The following is an 18,371-nucleotide window of genomic DNA, read 5'->3' as shown; positions in this document are numbered from 1 at the left end:
ACTTTCATGTGGCCGAAGGGCTTCTGGGAAAAGCTTTACGAGCCGGCGATCCGCAGGGCGGCAGGCCTCGGGCGCCTTTCAATGCAGGCCGACCCGGATACATACGACAAGGGTTTCCTGCATTGCGACTTTTTGGTCATCGGCGGGGGGGCGGCCGGGCTTGCTGCGGCGCTGACGGCGGCGCGCGGGGGCGCACGTGTGATTTTGGCCGACGAGGATTTCCGCCTGGGCGGGCGGCTTCTGTCCGAGACGGGAACGCTGGACGGAGGGCAAGCCACCGACTGGGTCTCAGCGTTGGAGGCTGAATTCGAGAGCCTGCCGAATATTCGCGTGATGCGTCGCACCACGGTTTTCGGGGTCTATGACCACGGCATCTATGGCGCGGTGGAAAGCGTGTCCGATCATCTCCCAGAGGCGAGCGGGCGTGTGCGCCAGACACTCTGGCGTATCACGGCGAAGCGCGCGGTACTGGCGGCGGGCGCGACAGAGCGGCCCATCGCCTTTGCCGACAATGACCGTCCCGGGATCATGTTGGCCGGCGCGATGCGAACTTACGCCAATCGCTGGGCGGCATGCCCGTCCGAGACGGTCGCCGTCTTCACCAATAACGATGACGGTCATCGCACCGCGCGCGATCTGGCCGCCAAGGATGTCCAGATCGCCGCCGTCATCGACGCGCGCCCCGAGGCGAAGGCTCGCGGTGACTACCGACTGATCGCGGGGGGCATGGTGACTGGCTCACGCGGCCGGCTTGGCCTGAAGTCGATCGAGGTTCAGGCAAACGGCAGGTCCGAATGGATTGAGTGCGGCGCGCTCGGGGTCTCTGGCGGCTGGAACCCGAATGTGCATCTCTTTTCGCATCATCGCGGTCGGCCTATTTGGAATGAATCGCTGCAGGCGTTCCTGCCTGGGGAGGATGGTCCTCCAGGATTAATTCCGGCAGGTGCGGCGGCGGCCAATTTTTCCACCGCCGACGCCTTGCGTTCCGGCGCGCAAGCCGCAAAGCGTGCGATGGACGAACTTGGAATCGCCGCATCGTCGCCCGATTTGCCGCGCGCGGAGGAGGCAGACTACAAGGTTGCGCCCGTGTTCAATGTACCCGGCAAGAAGCGCGCCTGGGTCGATTTCCAGAATGACGTGACGGTGAAGGACATCAAGCTCGCCCATGCCGAGAACATGCGGCCGGTAGAGCATCTGAAACGCTACACGACTCTGGGCATGGCGACGGACCAAGGCAAAACCGCAAATGTGACCGGTCTTGCCGTGATGGCGGAGCTGACCGGGAGAACGATCCCGGAAACTGGAACAACGATTTTCCGCCCGCCTTACATTCCAGTGACGCTCTCGGTCCTGGGCGGCGGCGATATAGGGCGGCATTATAGACCACGCCGCCTCACACCCACCAATCACTGGGCCGAGGGGCAGGGCGCCGTGTTCGTCGAGGTCGGCCAGTGGATGCGCGCGCAATATTTCCCGCGAGCGGGCGAAACGCATTGGCGCCAGAGCGTGGACCGCGAGGCCGGGGCCGTGCGCAGCGCGGTGGGCCTGTGTGACGTGACCACGCTCGGCAAGATTGATGTTCAGGGCGCGGACGCGGGCGAGTTTCTCAACCGCCTTTACTGCAACATCATGGCCACGCTGAAAGTCGGCCGTGTCCGCTACGGGCTTATGCTGCGCGAAGACGGATTTGCCTATGACGACGGCACCTGCGCGCGGCTGGCCGAGGATCATTATGTGGTCACCACGACGACTGCCAACGCCGGTCTGGTCTATCGCAACATGGAATTCGCGCGGCAATGTCTGTGGTCGGACCTCGACGTCCAGCTCATCTCCACGACCGATGCGTGGGCACAGATCGCGGTCGCCGGGCCGAAGTCGCGCGCTCTGCTCGCCCGCATCGTTGACGGGTTCGACCTGTCGAACGAGGCCTTCCCCTTCATGGCCTGCGCGGAACTCACCGTCTGCGACGGCCTTCGCGCGCGGCTCTTCCGGATCTCCTTCTCGGGCGAACTCGCCTATGAAGTTGCGGTTCCCGCACGCTTCGGCCACGCATTGATAGAGCGGCTGATGGAACTGGGAGCCGATCTTGGAGCGACGCCCTATGGCACCGAGGCTCTGGGCGTGCTGCGGATCGAGAAGGGCCACGCCGCCGGCCCCGAATTGAGCGGACAGACGACGGCCGCCATGGTCGGACTTGGCAGTATGGTGTCGCAGAAGAAGGATTCCGTCGGCGCTGTGATGTCGCGGCGCGGGGGCCTTGCGGGCGACAGGCGACGCCTGGTGGGGCTGCGGCCCGTCGATCCGGCCGGGAAGGTGGTCAGCGGCTCGCATCTTTTTGCGGAAGGCGCACCGCGGAAATGCGATACCGATCAGGGCTGGGTCACCTCGGCCTGCTACAGCCCGCATGTCCGCTCGATGATCGGGCTCGGATTCCTAGAAAAGGGCGATGAACGGCTGGGCGAGGTAATCGTGGCTGCGAACCCGCTCGAAGGTGAAAGCGCGCGCCTGCTGGTCGTGCCTGCCTGTTTCGTCGACCCCGAGGGAGAACGTCTTCGTGAGTGAGCTGATACCCATCACGGCGCTCGGTGCCGCACTACCACGCCTCGCTTCGTTCGGGGCGTTGGAGATTCGGGAGAACGTTGGTCTGGCGCTTGCCTCTCTGGCGCTGCGCCGCGGAACCATTGGGCCTAGGCCCTTCGGGCTCACTCTGCCAGGACCAGGCCGCTGGATTGCGGGGCAGGGGGTTGCCGCGCTGTGGACCGGGCCGGATCAGTGGATGATCGAGTATGAAGGCCGCGCCGATCTGGGTTTTGCCGCCGAGCTCAAGCAATTCGCCGCCGGCTGCTCGGTGACCGAGCAGACCGATGGCTGGGTCGCTTTCGAGATTGTATTGCGGGCCGGGTCAAGGCCTCTCGAGGCATTGCTTTCGAAGCTTATCAACATCGATCTCGCGGACTTTGGCCCAGGTCGCGCGAGGCGTACCGGCATTGAGCATATGAGCTGTTTCGTCATCCGCCGCAGCGAAGCTCATGTCGCCGTTCTGGGGGCGCGGTCATCCGCCGCATCGCTCTGGCACGCGCTGGAAACAGCGGCGAAGCGGCTGGAACGAAAATAACATGACCGGCCACGTCGTCATCGAACAGGACACAGTTTGCGTCACCTCGCGCCCAGGGCCCGCACCCCCACGACGCGTTTAGGGCGTCTACTTCATATCGTGCGAGCGCCTTGATATCCTAGCCTCCGCGAGATACTCGCGGCCGCATTCATGACAACAGGCGCCAGCTGAAGTTCACTTTGCTGAGTGAAATGAAAAACCGGCATCGTAACGGCAATTGCCGCCACAACTCTCCCTCTCCGGTCGTGGATGACGGCTGCGATGGCGGCGGTCTCAGGAATGAACTCGCCGACGTTCAGCGCGTATCCTCGTTCGCGCACGCAATGCAGCTCGCGTTCAAGAGCACTCCTCTCGGTGATCGTGCGGTCCGTATGACGTTCTAGGCCGAGAGCCAGAACTTCTTCCAGGGTTGACGCAGGCATCTGCGACAGCATGACTTTTCCAGTAGCTGTGCAATGCGCCGGGTTGCGGCGCCCTGGTGCAGCGACATGCTTGATCGACCCGGGACCAAGTACGTGCTCGATGTTGATAGCCTCCGTCTTGTTCCAAAGACTGAGTGAGGCCGTTTCCCTCGTGCTTTCGGCAAGTTCCTCCAGATGGGGTCGCGCCACACGGACCACGTCAAGTTCAGCAAGAAGCCTGCTCGCCAGCGCGATCAGCTCAACCCCGAGCACAAACCGTCCCGTTTCTTCGTCACGTTCGACGAATCCGTTGTGCTCAAGCGTCGACAGTGTCCTCGAAACCGCGCTCGCATGCTGTTCTAGCCGCCGCGCGATCTCATTCACTCCGATCGGCCTTTCACTCGCGCCGACGATCCTCAGCAGATTCAACGCGCGTTGAACTGTTGTAACCTCCCCAGGGGCTCGGTCACGGGCGTTCGGGGGATAATTAACAGGATCCATCGATGACTCCTCAGCTCCACTTGACAACTGTTTACACCCCTGTCACATTCCAAATGAAATTGCAACAGCGTTGCATTATTTGCAACACACGAGGTCTATATCCCTTAGTGGCATAAGCCCGTGCTTCTCACGGCCGCACCTCCTCCTTCAACAAGACCTCCACGTTCTCGATTGGGGACTGACAATGGCGATTTCACCAGCCGACCTGCGTTTCCATCGTTCTGGAGACACGTGTGCTTTCGATCCGGTCGCTATTTGTCATGGATACCGGCTTCGGCGTTGGCAATCCGGGCAGGTTGAGAACACAACCGCGCCAGCCCTCAATAGAGCAGTTGGCGAGTAAGGATCTGCCGAATGAGATTGAGCGAATATGCGGACCACGATGCCACCGGTTTGGCCTCTCTCGTGAAGGCGGGCGAAGTGACGGGTTTGGAGCTGACCCAGTTGGCGCGGGCGGCGCATGATGAGGTCAACCCACGCATCAACGCCGTCATAGAATTCTACGACGATGCCGAGACAGTTGTTGTCGCGGACGAAGGCATCTTCGGCGGAGTACCTTTCCTCCGCAAGGATATCGGCGCTACCGAATCTGGGCGCCTTCAAGAACAGGGCAGCCGTCTCTTCAAAGGATATCGGCCCCGAACCGACAGTCACTATTTTCGCCGCGCGCGACACGCAGGGCTCCGTACAATCGGGAGAACAACATGCCCGGAGTTGGGTACCTCAGGTATGAGTGAATCCATTCTCAATGGCGTTACCGCCAATCCATGGAATTTGGAACGATCTGCAGGGGGCTCGTCATCGGGCGCCGCCGCGGCGGTCGCGTCGGGCATTACACCTATTGCACATGCCAGCGATGGGGGCGGGTCAATTCGCATTCCTGCATCCTGGTGTGGTCTTGTCGGGCTCAATCCCTCCCGCGGACGTGTTTCAGGTGGGCCGAACAACCAAGACGCATCGTTTGGTCGCACTCGCGAATTTGTTCTCTGTCGAACGGTGCGCGACATGGCCGCCGCATTAGACGTCCTTTCGGGCCCTCATCCTGGAGATCCATTTATCATTGTCCAGCCTGGCCGCCCGTGTGTGGAAGAGCTATCTCGACCTACTGGTAGTCTCCGGGTCGGAGCCGCGCAGACCAAATGGGGCGGGACCGACGTTGAACCACAAATCCTTCAGGCAGTGGATACAATTGCCTCGCTTCTGGAGGATATGGGCCATCTGGTCACCGAGATCGACCCACCGTATGACCCCGGGGAGAGGACGAGGATATCGCTCGGCGCCTGCGCTCTCAATGCAAGGTCACTTGAAGAAGCAGCGCGCGGCATAGGTCGAAAGGTCGACGAGAACACCTTGGAACCTGTCAATCTCAAGCTTTATGAGTACGGCCGATGCTTTCCACCCGCCTCCATGGGAGACTTACTCGAGGACATCCGGAGATTCCGATATCGGGTCGGCGAAGCGATCGATGAATTCGATATTTTGCTGACGCCTACGATGCCAATTGTTGCCCCGCCTCATGGAGGCATTTACTGCACGACCAACCCGACGGTTTCCGCCGCGGAATTCCTGGACGCGGATGCTGCGACCGGAATCTATGGGTACATGAGTGTCTTCAATATTAGCGGGCATCCATCGGTGTCGTTGCCGTTGGTCCAAAGCGCTGATGGCTTGCCAATCGGGCTCCAAATCGTCGGCCGTTTCGGTGATGAGGCAACGTTGGTGCGTATCTCGCGCGATCTCGAAGAGGCATGCCCATGGCGACGCCGACATCCAAGCCTGCGAGCGGGGCGCAACTGACAAGCGTCTCTGGATATCTCGCTACCGATGAAGAGGTCGCCCGTCCGCCGAGTGGAGGAGCTTTCGACTGACTAGGCAAAATTGTTGGTTCTTCAGGGTGCCAACAGTTGCACATAGGAACAATGGGATCGCTCGATGAGCTGAATCGGCCGCTGGGTGCTCGCACAAAGATGAAGCCGCGAAGCCAGTCCACATCCGCGCGAACTCGACTGCAATAGGGGCGTAGTGCTCCAATAGTCTCTTACAATTCGCTAATCTAATAAGTTCTTGAATCATCTAGATTCTAGATGATGCCATATACAAACTATAATTGACCAAGGACGCTCGTCAGTTGATTGTCAGCGACAGTCGCCGCTGGCCATCAATCGGCTCCGCAAAATAAAAAATAGAAGTGCCGGGTCACAGCCGAAAATAGGGAGGAATGCCGATGATTTCCGTCGCCGTTCTGAATACACGCGTGCTCCTGCTTGGGACCCAACGGACAGAGCGATTAGGCACTCAGGTGGAGGCCGCTCGGTGAACCAAGGAGGGGTGGCTTTGGCGGAGCCAATATCGCGCAGAACAAATGAGGCGCCTGTCTTGCAGGTGTCGGACCTGCGGATTGTTTTCAGGACCCGCGACACCGCGATCCATGCGGTTAACGGCATCAGCTTCGAACTTCGGCCCGGCGAACTGCTTGGCGTCGTAGGTGAAAGCGGCTCTGGCAAGAGCGTCACGATGATGTCGCTCATGAAGCTTCTGCCGTCGCCGCCAGCCGAAATCGTATCTGGGCGGGCGTGTCTCGGGGACCGGGATCTTTTGTCGCTCCCCCCCAGCGAAATGCGAAAGGTTCGCGGTGGCGAGGTTGGGTTCATCTTCCAGGACCCGATGACCTCGCTCAACCCGGTCTTTACAGTCGGCTACCAGTTGATGGAGCCGTTGCGCAAGCATTTCGGGCTCGGCCGGAGAGAGGCGCGAATGCGTGCCATCGAGCTTCTCTCTCGCGTAGGCATTCCCTCGCCGCAGGACAGGATAAGCGACTATCCGCACCAGTTCTCAGGCGGGATGCGCCAACGGGTGATGATCGCCATTGCTCTTGCCTGTAACCCGAAAGTGCTTATCGCGGATGAGCCAACGACCGCCCTCGACGTGACGATTCAGGCCCAGATCCTGGATCTCGTCCAGAAGTTGCGCCAGGAAATCGGCATGAGCATTATCTGGATCACTCATGATCTCGGCGTGGTAGCGGGGATCGCGGATCGAGTGATGGTGATGTATGGCGGACTTGTTGTCGAGTCTGCCGCTGTCGACGATCTCTACGCAAATCCCAGTCATCCGTACACGCGCGCGCTTCTGGAAACGTTGCCGCGGGCCGATATGTCGGGTCAGGAACGACTGAAGAGCGTTGGCGGCCAGCCGCCCCACCTCACCGTCTTTCCGACAAGCTGCCCGTTCGCGCCACGATGCCCCTACGCCTTCGACCGGTGTCGCAGCGAAAGTCCGCCGCTGATGTCTGTAAGCCAAGGTCACGATGCGGCGTGCTGGTGGGACGTAACCGAGGGGAGGGCGCGTGATGATTTCTGAGCCCAGCACACTCAAGAGAGATAAAAGGGTCAGCGACGATGACGTGCTGCTCCGTATTAGTAACCTGAGCTTGCATTTCCCGACCTATCGGGGAGTCTTCGGCCGGCAGGATGGCGGCATCCGAGCGGTGGACGGAGTGAATTTGGACGTTAGGCGCGGTCGGACGTTAGGCTTGGTCGGCGAGAGCGGCTGCGGCAAGACGACTACGGGGCGTGTTATCCTGCGCCTTTACGACCCGACCGGTGGTCGAATCGTATTTGATGGCGAAGACATCACGCACATCGGGGGCAACAAGCTGCGCCGCATGCGCGCGCGCATGCAAATGATCTTTCAGGATCCGCAGGCCTGCCTCAATCCTCGCATGACCGTGGGTTCGATCATCGCCGAACCGCTCAATGAGCACGGTGTGCTGAGAGGCACGGAAAAGGAGAGGCGAATCTGCGAGTTGCTCGATTCAGTAGGCCTCAATCCAAAATTCGCTAACCGATACCCGCACGAATTTTCAGGCGGCCAACGCCAACGTATTGGCATCGCCCGGGCGCTCGCCCTGAGTCCAGAATTCATTGTCTGCGATGAACCGATCTCCGCCTTGGATGTCTCGATTCAAGCTCAGGTGGTCAATCTCCTCAAAGACCTCCAGGAGCGGCTCTCGCTGACATACCTCTTTATCAGCCACGATCTTTCGATGGTCCGTCACCTCTGTGACGATGTCGCGGTGATGTACCTGGGCAAAGTAATGGAGCTCGCCCCGCGGGATCTCATCTACAAAAATCCAATGCATCCTTACACAAAGGCTTTGCTCTCTGCAGTCCCTGTGCCCGATCCGAGACTCGAGCGAGCGCGCCAGCGCATCGTCTTGAAGGGCGATGTACCGAGCCCGGCTGATCCTCCTTCGGGATGTCGCTTTCGCACCCGCTGCCCGGTCGCGTTCGACAGGTGTGCGGTAGAGCAACCGGCTTGGCGAAAGCTGGCTGGAGATCGCTGGGTCGCTTGCCACAGGGCCGAGTGAAGCGAGGGAGGCAAGGTCCCTCGCACGAAGTTCGCGCCAGCGAGTACGCGACCTATGAGCACGGATCTGGCGTAAGGCAACGGGCTCGACTAGCCGAGCCTGATTAGAAAAAGAGGAGAACACAGAATGTTTAGATTGAAATCGCTTCTAACCGGGGGGGTCATTGCTACCTTACTGGTAACGTCTGCGTTTGCCAAACGCGGCGCAGACGGCATCGTCAAGATCCTGAATTGGCAGGCGCCGTCGATGATGAATCCTTACCTCGCGGGAGGGGACAAAGAGGTCATTGCAGCATCGTTGGTGCTCGAGCCACTAGCCGGTTACGACGAGAATGGTGTGCTTTTCCCGCGGCTGGCCGCGGAGATCCCGACCGTCGAGAACGGCGGCGTCGCCGAGGACCTCAAGTCGATCACCTGGAAGCTGAAATCGGGCCTCAAATGGTCCGACGGTTCGCCGGTCACCTCGAAGGATGTGGTTTTCACCGCCAACTACTGCATGGACCCGAAGGTTGGCTGCGCAGCACTTGCTGGGTTCCAGGGTGTCGACAAGGTCGAGGCGCTGGATGATCTGACCGTGAAAGTGACGTTTAAGGAGCCGACTGGCGTCCCCTATACTCTCTTTGTCAGCCAGTGGTCTCCGATCATCCAGGCCAACCAGTTCGCCGACTGCCTTAGCGCAAAGGCTCCGACCTGCACCGAAGCCAATTTCTATCCGATCGGCACCGGGCCGTTTGTCGTCACCAGTTTCAAGCCAAATGACGCGATTCAGCTAAAGGCCAACCCGAACTACCGCGACGCGAACAAGCCCGCTTTCGCCGAGGTCAACGTCAAAGGCGGCGGCGATGCGCTCGGGGCGGCCCGTGCCGTGCTGCAGACGGGCGAATATGACTACGCCCTGAACTTGCAGCTCGCTCCGGACGTGCTGAGCGAGATGGAGAAAGGGGACAAGGGCAAGGCTGGCTTTACCTTTGGGACGACAGTTGAGTTCCTCTTCATGAACCTGACCGATCCCTCGCCCAGCCTCCCGCCGGAGGAGCGTTCGACGGCGAAACATCCACACCCGATTCTCAGCGACGTTCGCGTGCGCAAGGCTCTGTCGATGGCTCTAGATCGCGCGAGGTTGAGCGACATCGGCTACGGCTCCATGGGCAAGCCCACCTGCGACTTCGTTCCGGCGCCGCCGATCTTCGCCGCCGGCAGTACGAGCTGCCTGCAGCAGGACATCCCGGGTGCCAAGAGGCTTCTTGACGAGGCGGGCTGGAGGCAGGGTCCTGATGGAATCCGGGGGAAGGACGGCGAAAAGCTAAAGCTCACTTTGGTGACCACGACCAACCCGGTGCGCAACCAGTTCCAGGCGATCATCAAGCAGTGGTGGCACGATATAGGCGTTGAGGTAGAATTGAGGAGCATCGACGCTTCGGTCTTTTTCGGAAGCGATCCGAGCAATCCGGAAACGTACAGTAACTTTTATGCCGACGCCCAGATGTGGGCCAACTACTTTAGCGGTTCCGATCCCGGCGCATATGCCGAGAGCTACACCTGTGGCCAGTCGCATGGAAGCAACACCCCGCGCTACTGCGACACGAACTACGACGCGCTGGTGACAGAGCTCGGAAAGACCGCTGATATCGAGAAGCGCGGCGAGATAGTCAAAAAGCTCAATACCATTTTAATGGACAGTTACGCGATCATGCCGCTGGTCTGGCGCGCTGGCGTCTCGGGGATCTCCAACACGCTGGGCGGCACTGCCAGTAACGCCTGGGATTCCGAGTTGTGGAACGCTCAGGACTGGTATCGCAACAAGTGAAATTGGCTGCGCGTTCTTGCAAGAGCGCCCGCCTTTCCATGTCCCACGCCGGCCGCGGTCACTATTGCCCCGGCCGGCAGCAATATAGGTACGGCGCATGCTCAACTATGCCATCCGACGACTGCTTATCTCGGTCCCGACCTTGTGTTTGATCAGCCTCGTGATCTTCTCACTGCTCAAAATGGCGCCTGGCGATCCGCTATCGCAGTTGCCCCCTTCTCTTCCGCCCGAAGTACGCGCGAACATGCGCGCCGCTCTTGGCATCGACGAGCCGCTGTTCGTGCAGTATCTCCTTTGGCTGAAGCAGTTCTTCGTGATCGAGCCGCTGCATGGCTTCGACGTTCTTTTCGGGACGCATTTTACGGACGGTATGCAGCGCATCATCTCCTGGCAATCACGCGGTCCGGTCTTCAGAATCATCGCCGAGCGGCTTCCGCAGACGCTGTTAGTCGTCGGCCTCGCCTATATCGTAGGCCTGCTAATTGCCCTCCCGATCGGTATTGTCTCGGCCTACAAGCAATATTCTGTGTTCGATCAGATCGGCACGTTCCTTTCAATGCTCGGCCTTGCCGTGCCGTCTTTCTTCTCGGGCGTTCTGGCGATCTTGATCTTCGCTGTGTATCTCGATTGGCTTCCCACTATCTATAACACCAATCTCATCGTCAACAGCTGGAGCAGCTTCATCGAGCAGCTTCGGCAGATGGCCATGCCAGTGATGGTGCTGGCGGTTCAGACTACAGCCTCCATCAGCCGCTATCTACGCTCGTCAATGCTCGACAATCTCAACCAGGACTACGTCCGCACGGCTCGGGCCAAGGGCATGGGCGAGAATGTCGTCGTGTTGATCCATGTGTTGCGCAATTCGATGATCCCGGTGGTCACTGTTATCGCGCTCGGGCTGCCAAGCATCTTCGCCGGCGCCATCGTCACCGAGCAGATCTTCAAGGTTAATGGAATCGGTGAACTCCTGATAACTGCCATCTACGCCAACGACGTGCCGATGGTGCAGACACTGGCCTTCATCTTCGCAGTGCTGATCGTCGTCTTCAACCTGATCGCCGATCTGTTCTACGGCTTGCTCGATCCCAGGATTCGCTATGATTGATCTGCTTAGCTACAACAAGCCGAAAGAAGTTGCCGAGGCGTTTGTTTCTCGATCGCCAACTACCGATCCCGTCGCCAGCGTTGAGTCCTTGTTGCTCGGAGCGCCGTCGCGCAATCAGTGGTGGGACGTCTGGGACCAGTTCAAGACCCACAAGGGCGCGCTCGCCGGGGCGGCCGTCTTCTTCCTGATTGTCGTTGGTGTCGTCTTCGGCCCCTTCGTTTGGCGCGTAAGCCCCACCTATATCGACTTCATGACTATGAACGCGGGACCAAGCTGGGCCCATCCGTTGGGCACCGACCAGCTTGGTCGCGATCTACTTGCGCGGATGATGACGGGCGGTCGCATATCGATCGCCGTCGGCCTGGCGGCAATGGTCATCTCTATTTTTCTTGGCACGCTTGTCGGTGTCCTTACCGGTTACTTCAAATCCCTTGATGGGCCATTGATGCGGCTCACCGAACTCTTTCTTTCATTGCCGGTTCTCCCACTGCTATTGATCGCAGTAATGCTGTTCCGTGATGCAGTGGCAAACGTTTTCGGACGCGATCTGGGGAGTTTCATCCTCATCGTGTCGATCATCGGCGTGATGAGCTGGATGGGCACGGCACGCATCGTGCGCGGCGAAGTGTTGGCCGTCAAGCAGCGCGAATTCGTAATGGCTTCGCGCAGCATCGGCACCCCGCCGCACCGGATCATTTTTCGGCATGTGCTGCCCAACGTCATGTCGCCGATCATTGTCTCGGCCACTCTCGGCATCGCCGACGCGATTATCACGGAAAGCGTGCTGTCGTTTCTTGGCTTGGGCTTTCCACCAGATTTCCCAACATGGGGGCGGCTGCTCTTTGACGGGATTGGTTATATGCAGATCTATCCGCAACTGGTGCTGTGGCCGGGTATTGCGATTTCGCTAACCGTCCTCAGCGTCGCCTATATCGGCGACGGTCTCAGAGATGCGCTCGATCCACGACTGCGGCGATGATTCAGGTTTTGACCAGAAATCATACCACCGGAACAGCTGAGGCAGTAAGAGACCTATGCCCACCATCAGAAGCAGAACTTGCGATGGCAACACGGATCCTATGACTGATCCTAAAAGCCTCCAGGCCCTCAAATGGCGCTGCATCGGACCAGCCAGAGGGGGCCGCGTTGTGGCGGTTGCGGGCGACCCCAACGAGCCGTTGGTCTTCTACTTCGGCGCATGCGCGGGTGGGGTGTGGAAGACGATTGACGGCGGCATTTATTGGCGCTGCGTGTCCGACGGCTTCTTCACGAGCGCGAGCGTCGGCGCACTTGCGGTTGCTGGCTCCGACTCCAACGTCATATATGCAGGTATGGGTGAGACGACGATCCGGGTCGACGTTTCGTACGGCGACGGCGTCTACAGGTCGACCGATGCCGGTAGCAGTTGGACTCATTTAGGGCTGAACGAGACACGCCACATCGGCAAGATCTGTATTCATCCCAACGATCCCGACGTCGTGTATGTTGCGGCGCTGGGCGACGCATTTGGGGCCAACGAGGAACGGGGCGTGTTCCGCTCCAAGGACGGCGGCAAGACCTGGCAGAAAGTCCTCTACCGGAATGCCGACGTCGGCGCAGTCGACGTCTCGATGGATCCCAACAATCCACGCATCCTCTTCGCTACGATGTGGCAGACACGGCGGAGCTTCTGGAACCTCAGTAGCGGTGGGCCGGGGAGCGGCCTCTTCCGGACGTTTGACGGCGGCGACACTTGGGAAGAACTATCCGGGCGGAACGGCCTGCCTGACGGCGTGCTCGGTAAGATTGGTGCCTCTGTTTCGAAGGTGCAGCGCGGGCGCGTCTACGCTCTCATCGAGGCGGAGGGAGACAAGATCGGGCTCTATCGCACCGACAATTACGGCGGCCGCTGGATCCAGGTGTCTCAGAACCGCGATCTAATCCACCGTCCTTGGTACTATACGCATGTCTTCGCCGACACTGGACACGCGGATACGGTCTACGTAGCCAATCAACGGATGTGGAAATCGACCGATGGCGGGGCCAGCTTTACCCAAGTGTCCACACCCCACGGCGATAACCATGATCTCTGGATTGACCCGGCCGATCCCACGCGGATGATCGAAGGCAACGATGGTGGTGCGTGTATCACCTTCAACGGCGGCAAGTCTTGGTCGTCGATCTACAATCAGAACACAGCCCAGTTTTATCGCATCGACGTCGACAGCCAGCACCCCTATCGGATCTACGCCACCCAGCAGGACAACACCTCAATTTCTGTTCCGAGCGCCTCGGAATGGGGGGTCATTACCCTGAACGACTGCACCTATCCGGGCACCGGCGAGAGTGGCTTCATCGTCGTTGATCCCGGTGATCCAGACGTAGTGTATTGCGGCGCTATAGGCTACAGCCCGGGCGGCGCAGGAGCTCTGCAACGCTACGACCACCGCACCCGGCAGGTTCGCCTCGTCAACGTCTGGCCGGAAGAGTCGACTGGTATGGCGCCGAAGAACATGCGCTACCGCTTCGCCTGGACCTTCCCGCTTGCCTTCTCGCCGCATGATCGGAATACGCTCTATGCCGGGGGTAACCACATCTTCCGCAGTCGCGACGAAGGATCGAGCTGGACCACGATCTCTCCTGATCTCAGCCTCAACGATCCGGTTCGGCAGGACTATTCGGGCGGCTTGACCCACGAAAACTTCGGCTCTGAAGTGCATGCGACGTGTGCCTCAGTCGTCGAGTCCTGGCACCGCAAGGGCGAGATTTGGGTCTCCACCGATGACGGACTCGTCCATGTGACGCGTAACGACGGGGGCCAGTGGATCAACGTCACGCCCGAAGCCATGCCCGAGCTCGCCTATGTTGGCTGCGTCGAGATCTCATCACACGACGCGGATACCGTTTATGTAGCGGTCACGCGCTACAAACTTGCCGACTATCAGCCCTATCTGTTCCGTACCAGGGACGGCGGCAGGAGTTGGCAGTCGATCGTGGGAGACTTCCCAATAGGCGAGATTACGCGGGTGGTGCGCGCGGATCCGGTGCGGCCAGGCCTGCTGTTCGTCGGCACCGAGACCGGGGTCTTCTTCAGTCTCGATGACGGAGCACACTGGGCGCGCGTGGCTGGCGGCCTGCCCGTGGTCCCGGTCTACGACCTCAAGATCAAAGGAAGCGACCTCGTCGCTGGAACCCACGGGCGCTCGCTCTGGATCCTCGACGATGTGGCGCCATTGCGCGAGTTGGCCGTCGATCAGAAGCACATGAAGCTGGTGAGCCCGCGCCCGACGATCCGAACCAAGCTCAGCTACTGGGCCGGGACGCGCACCGCCAAGGCAGGGATCAGCTACACCGAAGGCATCGCAGCCGGCAGAGAGGGTGTGGAGCTGGAGGACGGATGGCTTGATAGTCTTTATCTCGACTGCGGCGAGAATCCTCCTAATGGGGCGATCGTCTATTACTGGCTGCCCAAGGATGCTGAGGAGCTTGTCAAGCTCACCTTCCAGGACGCCGCGGGCAAGACCATCGTCGCTTTCTCGAGCGATGACCAGGACGCCCCCTTCCATAAGAAGCCGGGCACGAAAGTCGGGCTCAACCGTTTCGTTTGGGATCTCAAGCATCCGGGACCGGCGAAGCTCGATCAGTCGCTGGTGACCAGGAAGTACGAGCCTCTTGCACCGGGCGGCGACCCGAGCGGCCCGACGGTGGTCCCAGGCAGCTATAAAGTTGAGCTCCAGGCCGGCGGCAAAGTCCAGACAGTCGATTTCACTGTTGTCAAGGATCCCCGGATAGCCACGACCGAAAAGGAATTCGCGGAGCAGTTTGCGCTTTTAGAAAAGCTGTTTGATATGCTCTCTGCGCTCAATCAGGCGGTCAATCGCATCCGCCTCCTGAAGCGGCAGCTCGCGGACGCGCAGAAGCGGCTTGGAGAGAATGACGAAACGCTTAGCGAGAGGGCGCAAGCACTGGTCGGGCAACTCGAGGTGATCGAGGGAACGCTTGTCGACATCAAGCGGGAGACGCCGCAGGACGCGCGCCACCCGGCCGGCTTAAACGATACGCTGATGGGCCTCATCGACCTAGTCGAAATTGCCGACGCGGCGCCGACGCTGCAAGCGCGGCAGGTCTCAGATGAGATCATGCAGAAAGTCGACGGCCAAATCAAAAAGCTGGAGGGGCTCGTGGATCAGGTCACTCCGCTCAACGCCGCGCTCAGGAGCGCCGGCGTCGAGCTACTTGGACCGGCCAAGCCTTAGGTGTGGCGTAAGTTCAATATGGTTGAGTGAGCATTCATCCCACAAAAGGCGAGAGACATGGATTTCATTGAGCGGATCTTCGGCGTCGCCCCCGATGGGGGCGACGGCACAACCGAGATACTATACATCGCAGTCGCGGTTGCCGTCGGAGCCGTGGTGGTCGCCCGTCGCTGGCTCCGCCGACGCGCCGCAGCGCGGCGCTAGTCTTTATCTTCTAGGATCGAGATCATGGCGCCTAGAGCTGACTCGATCGATGCGCGAGTATACCTGCTTTCGCCGCCTCCCAAGACGTCCGGCCGGCTCCTGCCGGGCGTTCACTTGGGCTCTTCGCGCAGGCCAGCGGCTATCGCGACCGAGCTCAAGCTGATTTAGAATGCGGGAAACCTTCAAATACGTGATCTCGCACAACTACAGTTATATGCTCCCTTTTCGTCTAGTAGGATGTTGAAAAAGTTCAGGAAATGATAATCGCGAAAGGAATCCTAGTCGCTGAACCGACCTATAGCCGGCGGTGCATTACTGTGGCCGGATTAATAGTACGTATTGCTCAATATTTCCACACTTATCCAGCGCGCGGACGCGAACGCCATTTGGAAGCAAAGCATTACTCGATCAAGTCTTGGATAACGAAATTCAGTTCGAGCGTTCAGGTTTAGCTATGAAGGAGTTTCAGCGCGTTCTGGCTCACTCCAATGAGGCGCGGTAAGGGAGCGGAGTTCAATCTCGTCGTGCATTGAAGCTGAAGAAGCTGTTGTGGCTCATTTACTTCCTCCTGCTGAGGAATTAACCGCCTTGGCCTTCGAATTCGTCCACAGGTTCGCGGCCGAAGCTGCGCAACGTCTTGATGATACCAACGCCCAGGCGGTGGTTTCGTCCACGGTCCGAGCCGGGGACGCCCCTGGCTCCGTGGTTAGTTGCACTCTGGTCTCGCCATCGGGAGAAACGGCGCGGCAACTATGACCACTTCACATAAGGGTCGTCGAGGCCGGGGAGGGTCGCGGCGACAACCGTTGTGGCCGCTCTATCTTGTTCTTTTCATGCTGCTGCTCTCGGCGGTGGTGTTGGCCTTCGCCACCGGGCGCTATCCCGTGCCGCCGCTGATGGCGTTGCGGATCTTACTGCACCCCATCATCGGCGGCGAGGCCGACTGGACCGCGACAGTGGAGACAGTCGTTTGGGAAATCAGGCTGCCGCGCATTGCCGGCGCGCTGCTGGTCGGCGCCAGCCTAGCTGCGGCCGGGGCGACTTATCAGTGTATCTTTCGCAATCCTCTGGTTTCGCCCGCGATCCTCGGCGCTTCGCAGGGCGCGGCCTTAGGCGCCTCGCTGGCCCTGCTATTGCGCCTGTCTTGGTCGGGCATCATGGGTATGGCTGTGGCATCCGGTATCCTCGCCACGTCGGCCACCGCGCTGATCGGCCGTCATCTCGGCAGTGGCTCAATGATCACCTTGGTGCTGGCGGGCCTGGTGGTCGCCGCCGTTTTCAACGCGCTGGTTGCGGTGGTGCAATACATAGCCGACCCGCTCGACGTGCTGCCGTCGATCACCTTCTGGCTGATGGGCAGTCTAAACCGCATCGGCAATGATGATCTCGGCATCATCGGCGTTCCTGTCGCACTTATGCTCGCCCAGCTTTACGCCATCCGCTGGCACATAAACGTACTCGGCGCCGACAACGACGCGGCACGGGCGCTCGGGGTAAACGCGCCGCTGGTGAGCGGCGTTGCCATCGCCGGAGCTACCGTACTGACCGCGCTCGCTGTCAGCGTAAGCGGCATCGTTGGCTGGGTCGGGCTGGTCGTCCCCCACATCGCCCGCTTTCTGGTCGGTCCCAATTTCGACCGCCTCTTGCCGGTCAGCGCCCTGACGGGCGGCCTGTTCCTGCTTGCCATGGACACACTGGCGCGCAGCGTGGCGACGCAGGAGCTACCGCTCGGCGTCGTAACCTCGCTTGTCGGGGCGCCATTCTTCGCCATCGTGCTCGGCCGTGCCCGGAGGCATTGGTTCTGATGGCCGCGTTAGTCGCCAGCGATGTCTCCTTCACTCACGCCGGCAACGTCGCACCGACCCTGCGCGGGATTTCGATCCGGGCCGAAGCGGGCGCGGTGCTGTGCCTTCTCGGACCAAACGGGTCGGGTAAGACGACGCTCCTGCGTTGTCTCGTCGGGCTCCAGGGCGGCGGCGCCGGCATCGAGATAGACGGCCGGCCGCTGCCGAGCTTCGGTGACGGCGAGCGGGCGCGTCGCATCGCTTACGTGCCGCAGCACGGCGCGGCCGTGTTTCCCTATACGCTGGCCGACATCGCAGTTCTCGGCCGTACGCCGCATCTCGGCTCCTTCACCGTGCCGTCGCCCGATGACTGGCGCATTGCCCTCGACAGCCTAGACCGTCTTGGGATCGGGCATCTCGCCAACCATCCGTTCAATCTGTCGAGCGGCGGCGAGCGTCAGCTTGCGCTGATCGCCCGCGCAATCGCGCAGGACGCGGCGACGATCGTGCTCGACGAACCGACGGCCAGCCTCGATTTCGCCAACCAAACGCGTATCCTCGACATCATCGCGGGCTTGGCAACGCAGGGGCGCACGGTGGTATTTTCCACGCACGATCCCGACCACGCCCTGGCGGCGGCGACGCAAGCGGTTCTGCTGAAACACGGGTTCGTGCTTGCGCAGGGAGACGTAGGCCACGTGGTCAACGATCTCACGCTGAGCGCGCTGTACGATGTGCCGGTGCGGCTGGTCTCCGTCGGCGGAAGTGACGATGGCTTCGGTCCCATGACCGTATGTTTTCCTGTCCGCCGAAACTCCCGATTGGGCAAGCTCCAAATCTGAAGGAAATTG

Annotated in this window: 13 protein-coding genes; 12 read left to right on the top strand and 1 reads right to left on the bottom strand. The window is 60.3% G+C overall.

What is annotated here, in order from left to right; genetic code table 11:
- Together EN738_RS04305 and EN738_RS04300 are read left to right on the top strand one after the other, a co-directional pair.
- A partial coding sequence (locus tag EN738_RS04305; RefSeq protein ID WP_127282611.1) for a glycine cleavage T C-terminal barrel domain-containing protein occupies window positions 1-2,562 on the top strand: 2,562 nt, incomplete at its 5' end.
- Window positions 2,555-3,115 (top strand): sarcosine oxidase subunit gamma, encoded by a 561-nt coding sequence (locus EN738_RS04300; protein WP_127282610.1) that lies wholly within the window; start codon window positions 2,555-2,557, stop codon window positions 3,113-3,115. The genes EN738_RS04305 and EN738_RS04300, both read left to right, overlap by 8 nt.
- Window positions 3,116-3,207: 92 nt before the next feature.
- Here the strand turns inward: EN738_RS04300 and EN738_RS04295 are convergent, their stop codons facing one another.
- Entirely contained in the window at window positions 3,208-4,017 is an 810-nt protein-coding gene (locus EN738_RS04295; protein WP_127239370.1) for an IclR family transcriptional regulator, read from the bottom strand.
- A 354-nt stretch (window positions 4,018-4,371) separates the two neighbouring features.
- Between EN738_RS04295 and EN738_RS04290 the strand changes: the two genes are divergently transcribed.
- From EN738_RS04290 to EN738_RS04250, 10 genes are all read left to right on the top strand, one after another.
- A complete protein-coding gene (locus EN738_RS04290) occupies window positions 4,372-5,814 on the top strand; it encodes an amidase (protein WP_127282609.1) in 1,443 nt (480 codons plus the stop codon).
- Between the two features lie 585 nt (window positions 5,815-6,399).
- Window positions 6,400-7,377, top strand: a complete 978-nt coding sequence (locus EN738_RS04285) for an ABC transporter ATP-binding protein (RefSeq protein WP_348626858.1) — start codon at window positions 6,400-6,402, stop codon at window positions 7,375-7,377.
- Window positions 7,367-8,386, top strand: a complete 1,020-nt coding sequence (locus tag EN738_RS04280) for an ABC transporter ATP-binding protein (RefSeq protein WP_127239368.1) — start codon at window positions 7,367-7,369, stop codon at window positions 8,384-8,386. The genes EN738_RS04285 and EN738_RS04280 overlap by 11 nt, the downstream gene beginning before the upstream one ends.
- Before the next feature lie 126 nt (window positions 8,387-8,512).
- Window positions 8,513-10,192, top strand: a complete 1,680-nt coding sequence (locus EN738_RS04275; protein WP_127282608.1) for a peptide ABC transporter substrate-binding protein — start codon at window positions 8,513-8,515, stop codon at window positions 10,190-10,192.
- A 97-nt stretch (window positions 10,193-10,289) separates the two neighbouring features.
- Complete coding sequence (locus EN738_RS04270) at window positions 10,290-11,297, top strand: ABC transporter permease (RefSeq protein ID WP_127239366.1); 1,008 nt, start codon at window positions 10,290-10,292, stop codon at window positions 11,295-11,297.
- On the top strand, window positions 11,290-12,276 hold the full coding sequence (locus EN738_RS04265) for an ABC transporter permease (protein WP_127239365.1): 987 nt from the start codon (window positions 11,290-11,292) through the stop codon (window positions 12,274-12,276). The genes EN738_RS04270 and EN738_RS04265 overlap by 8 nt, the downstream gene beginning before the upstream one ends.
- A 169-nt stretch (window positions 12,277-12,445) precedes the next feature.
- Entirely contained in the window at window positions 12,446-15,532 is a 3,087-nt protein-coding gene (locus EN738_RS04260) for a hypothetical protein (protein ID WP_206520143.1), read from the top strand.
- Between the two features lie 57 nt (window positions 15,533-15,589).
- On the top strand, window positions 15,590-15,736 hold the full coding sequence (locus EN738_RS35325; protein WP_164746627.1) for a hypothetical protein: 147 nt from the start codon (window positions 15,590-15,592) through the stop codon (window positions 15,734-15,736).
- Window positions 15,737-16,542: 806 nt separating this feature from the next.
- On the top strand, window positions 16,543-17,541 hold the full coding sequence (locus EN738_RS04255; protein ID WP_206519853.1) for an iron ABC transporter permease: 999 nt from the start codon (window positions 16,543-16,545) through the stop codon (window positions 17,539-17,541).
- A complete protein-coding gene (locus EN738_RS04250) occupies window positions 17,541-18,362 on the top strand; it encodes an ABC transporter ATP-binding protein (RefSeq protein ID WP_127239362.1) in 822 nt (273 codons plus the stop codon). Before EN738_RS04255 ends, EN738_RS04250 begins: the two co-directional genes overlap by 1 nt.
- Window positions 18,363-18,371 lie beyond the last annotated feature (9 nt).

It is taken from the genome of Mesorhizobium sp. M4B.F.Ca.ET.017.02.2.1, from assembly GCF_003998955.1.
Lineage (GTDB): Bacteria > Pseudomonadota > Alphaproteobacteria > Rhizobiales > Rhizobiaceae > Mesorhizobium > Mesorhizobium abyssinicae.
This window is presented reverse-complemented; position numbering and strand designations above follow the sequence as displayed.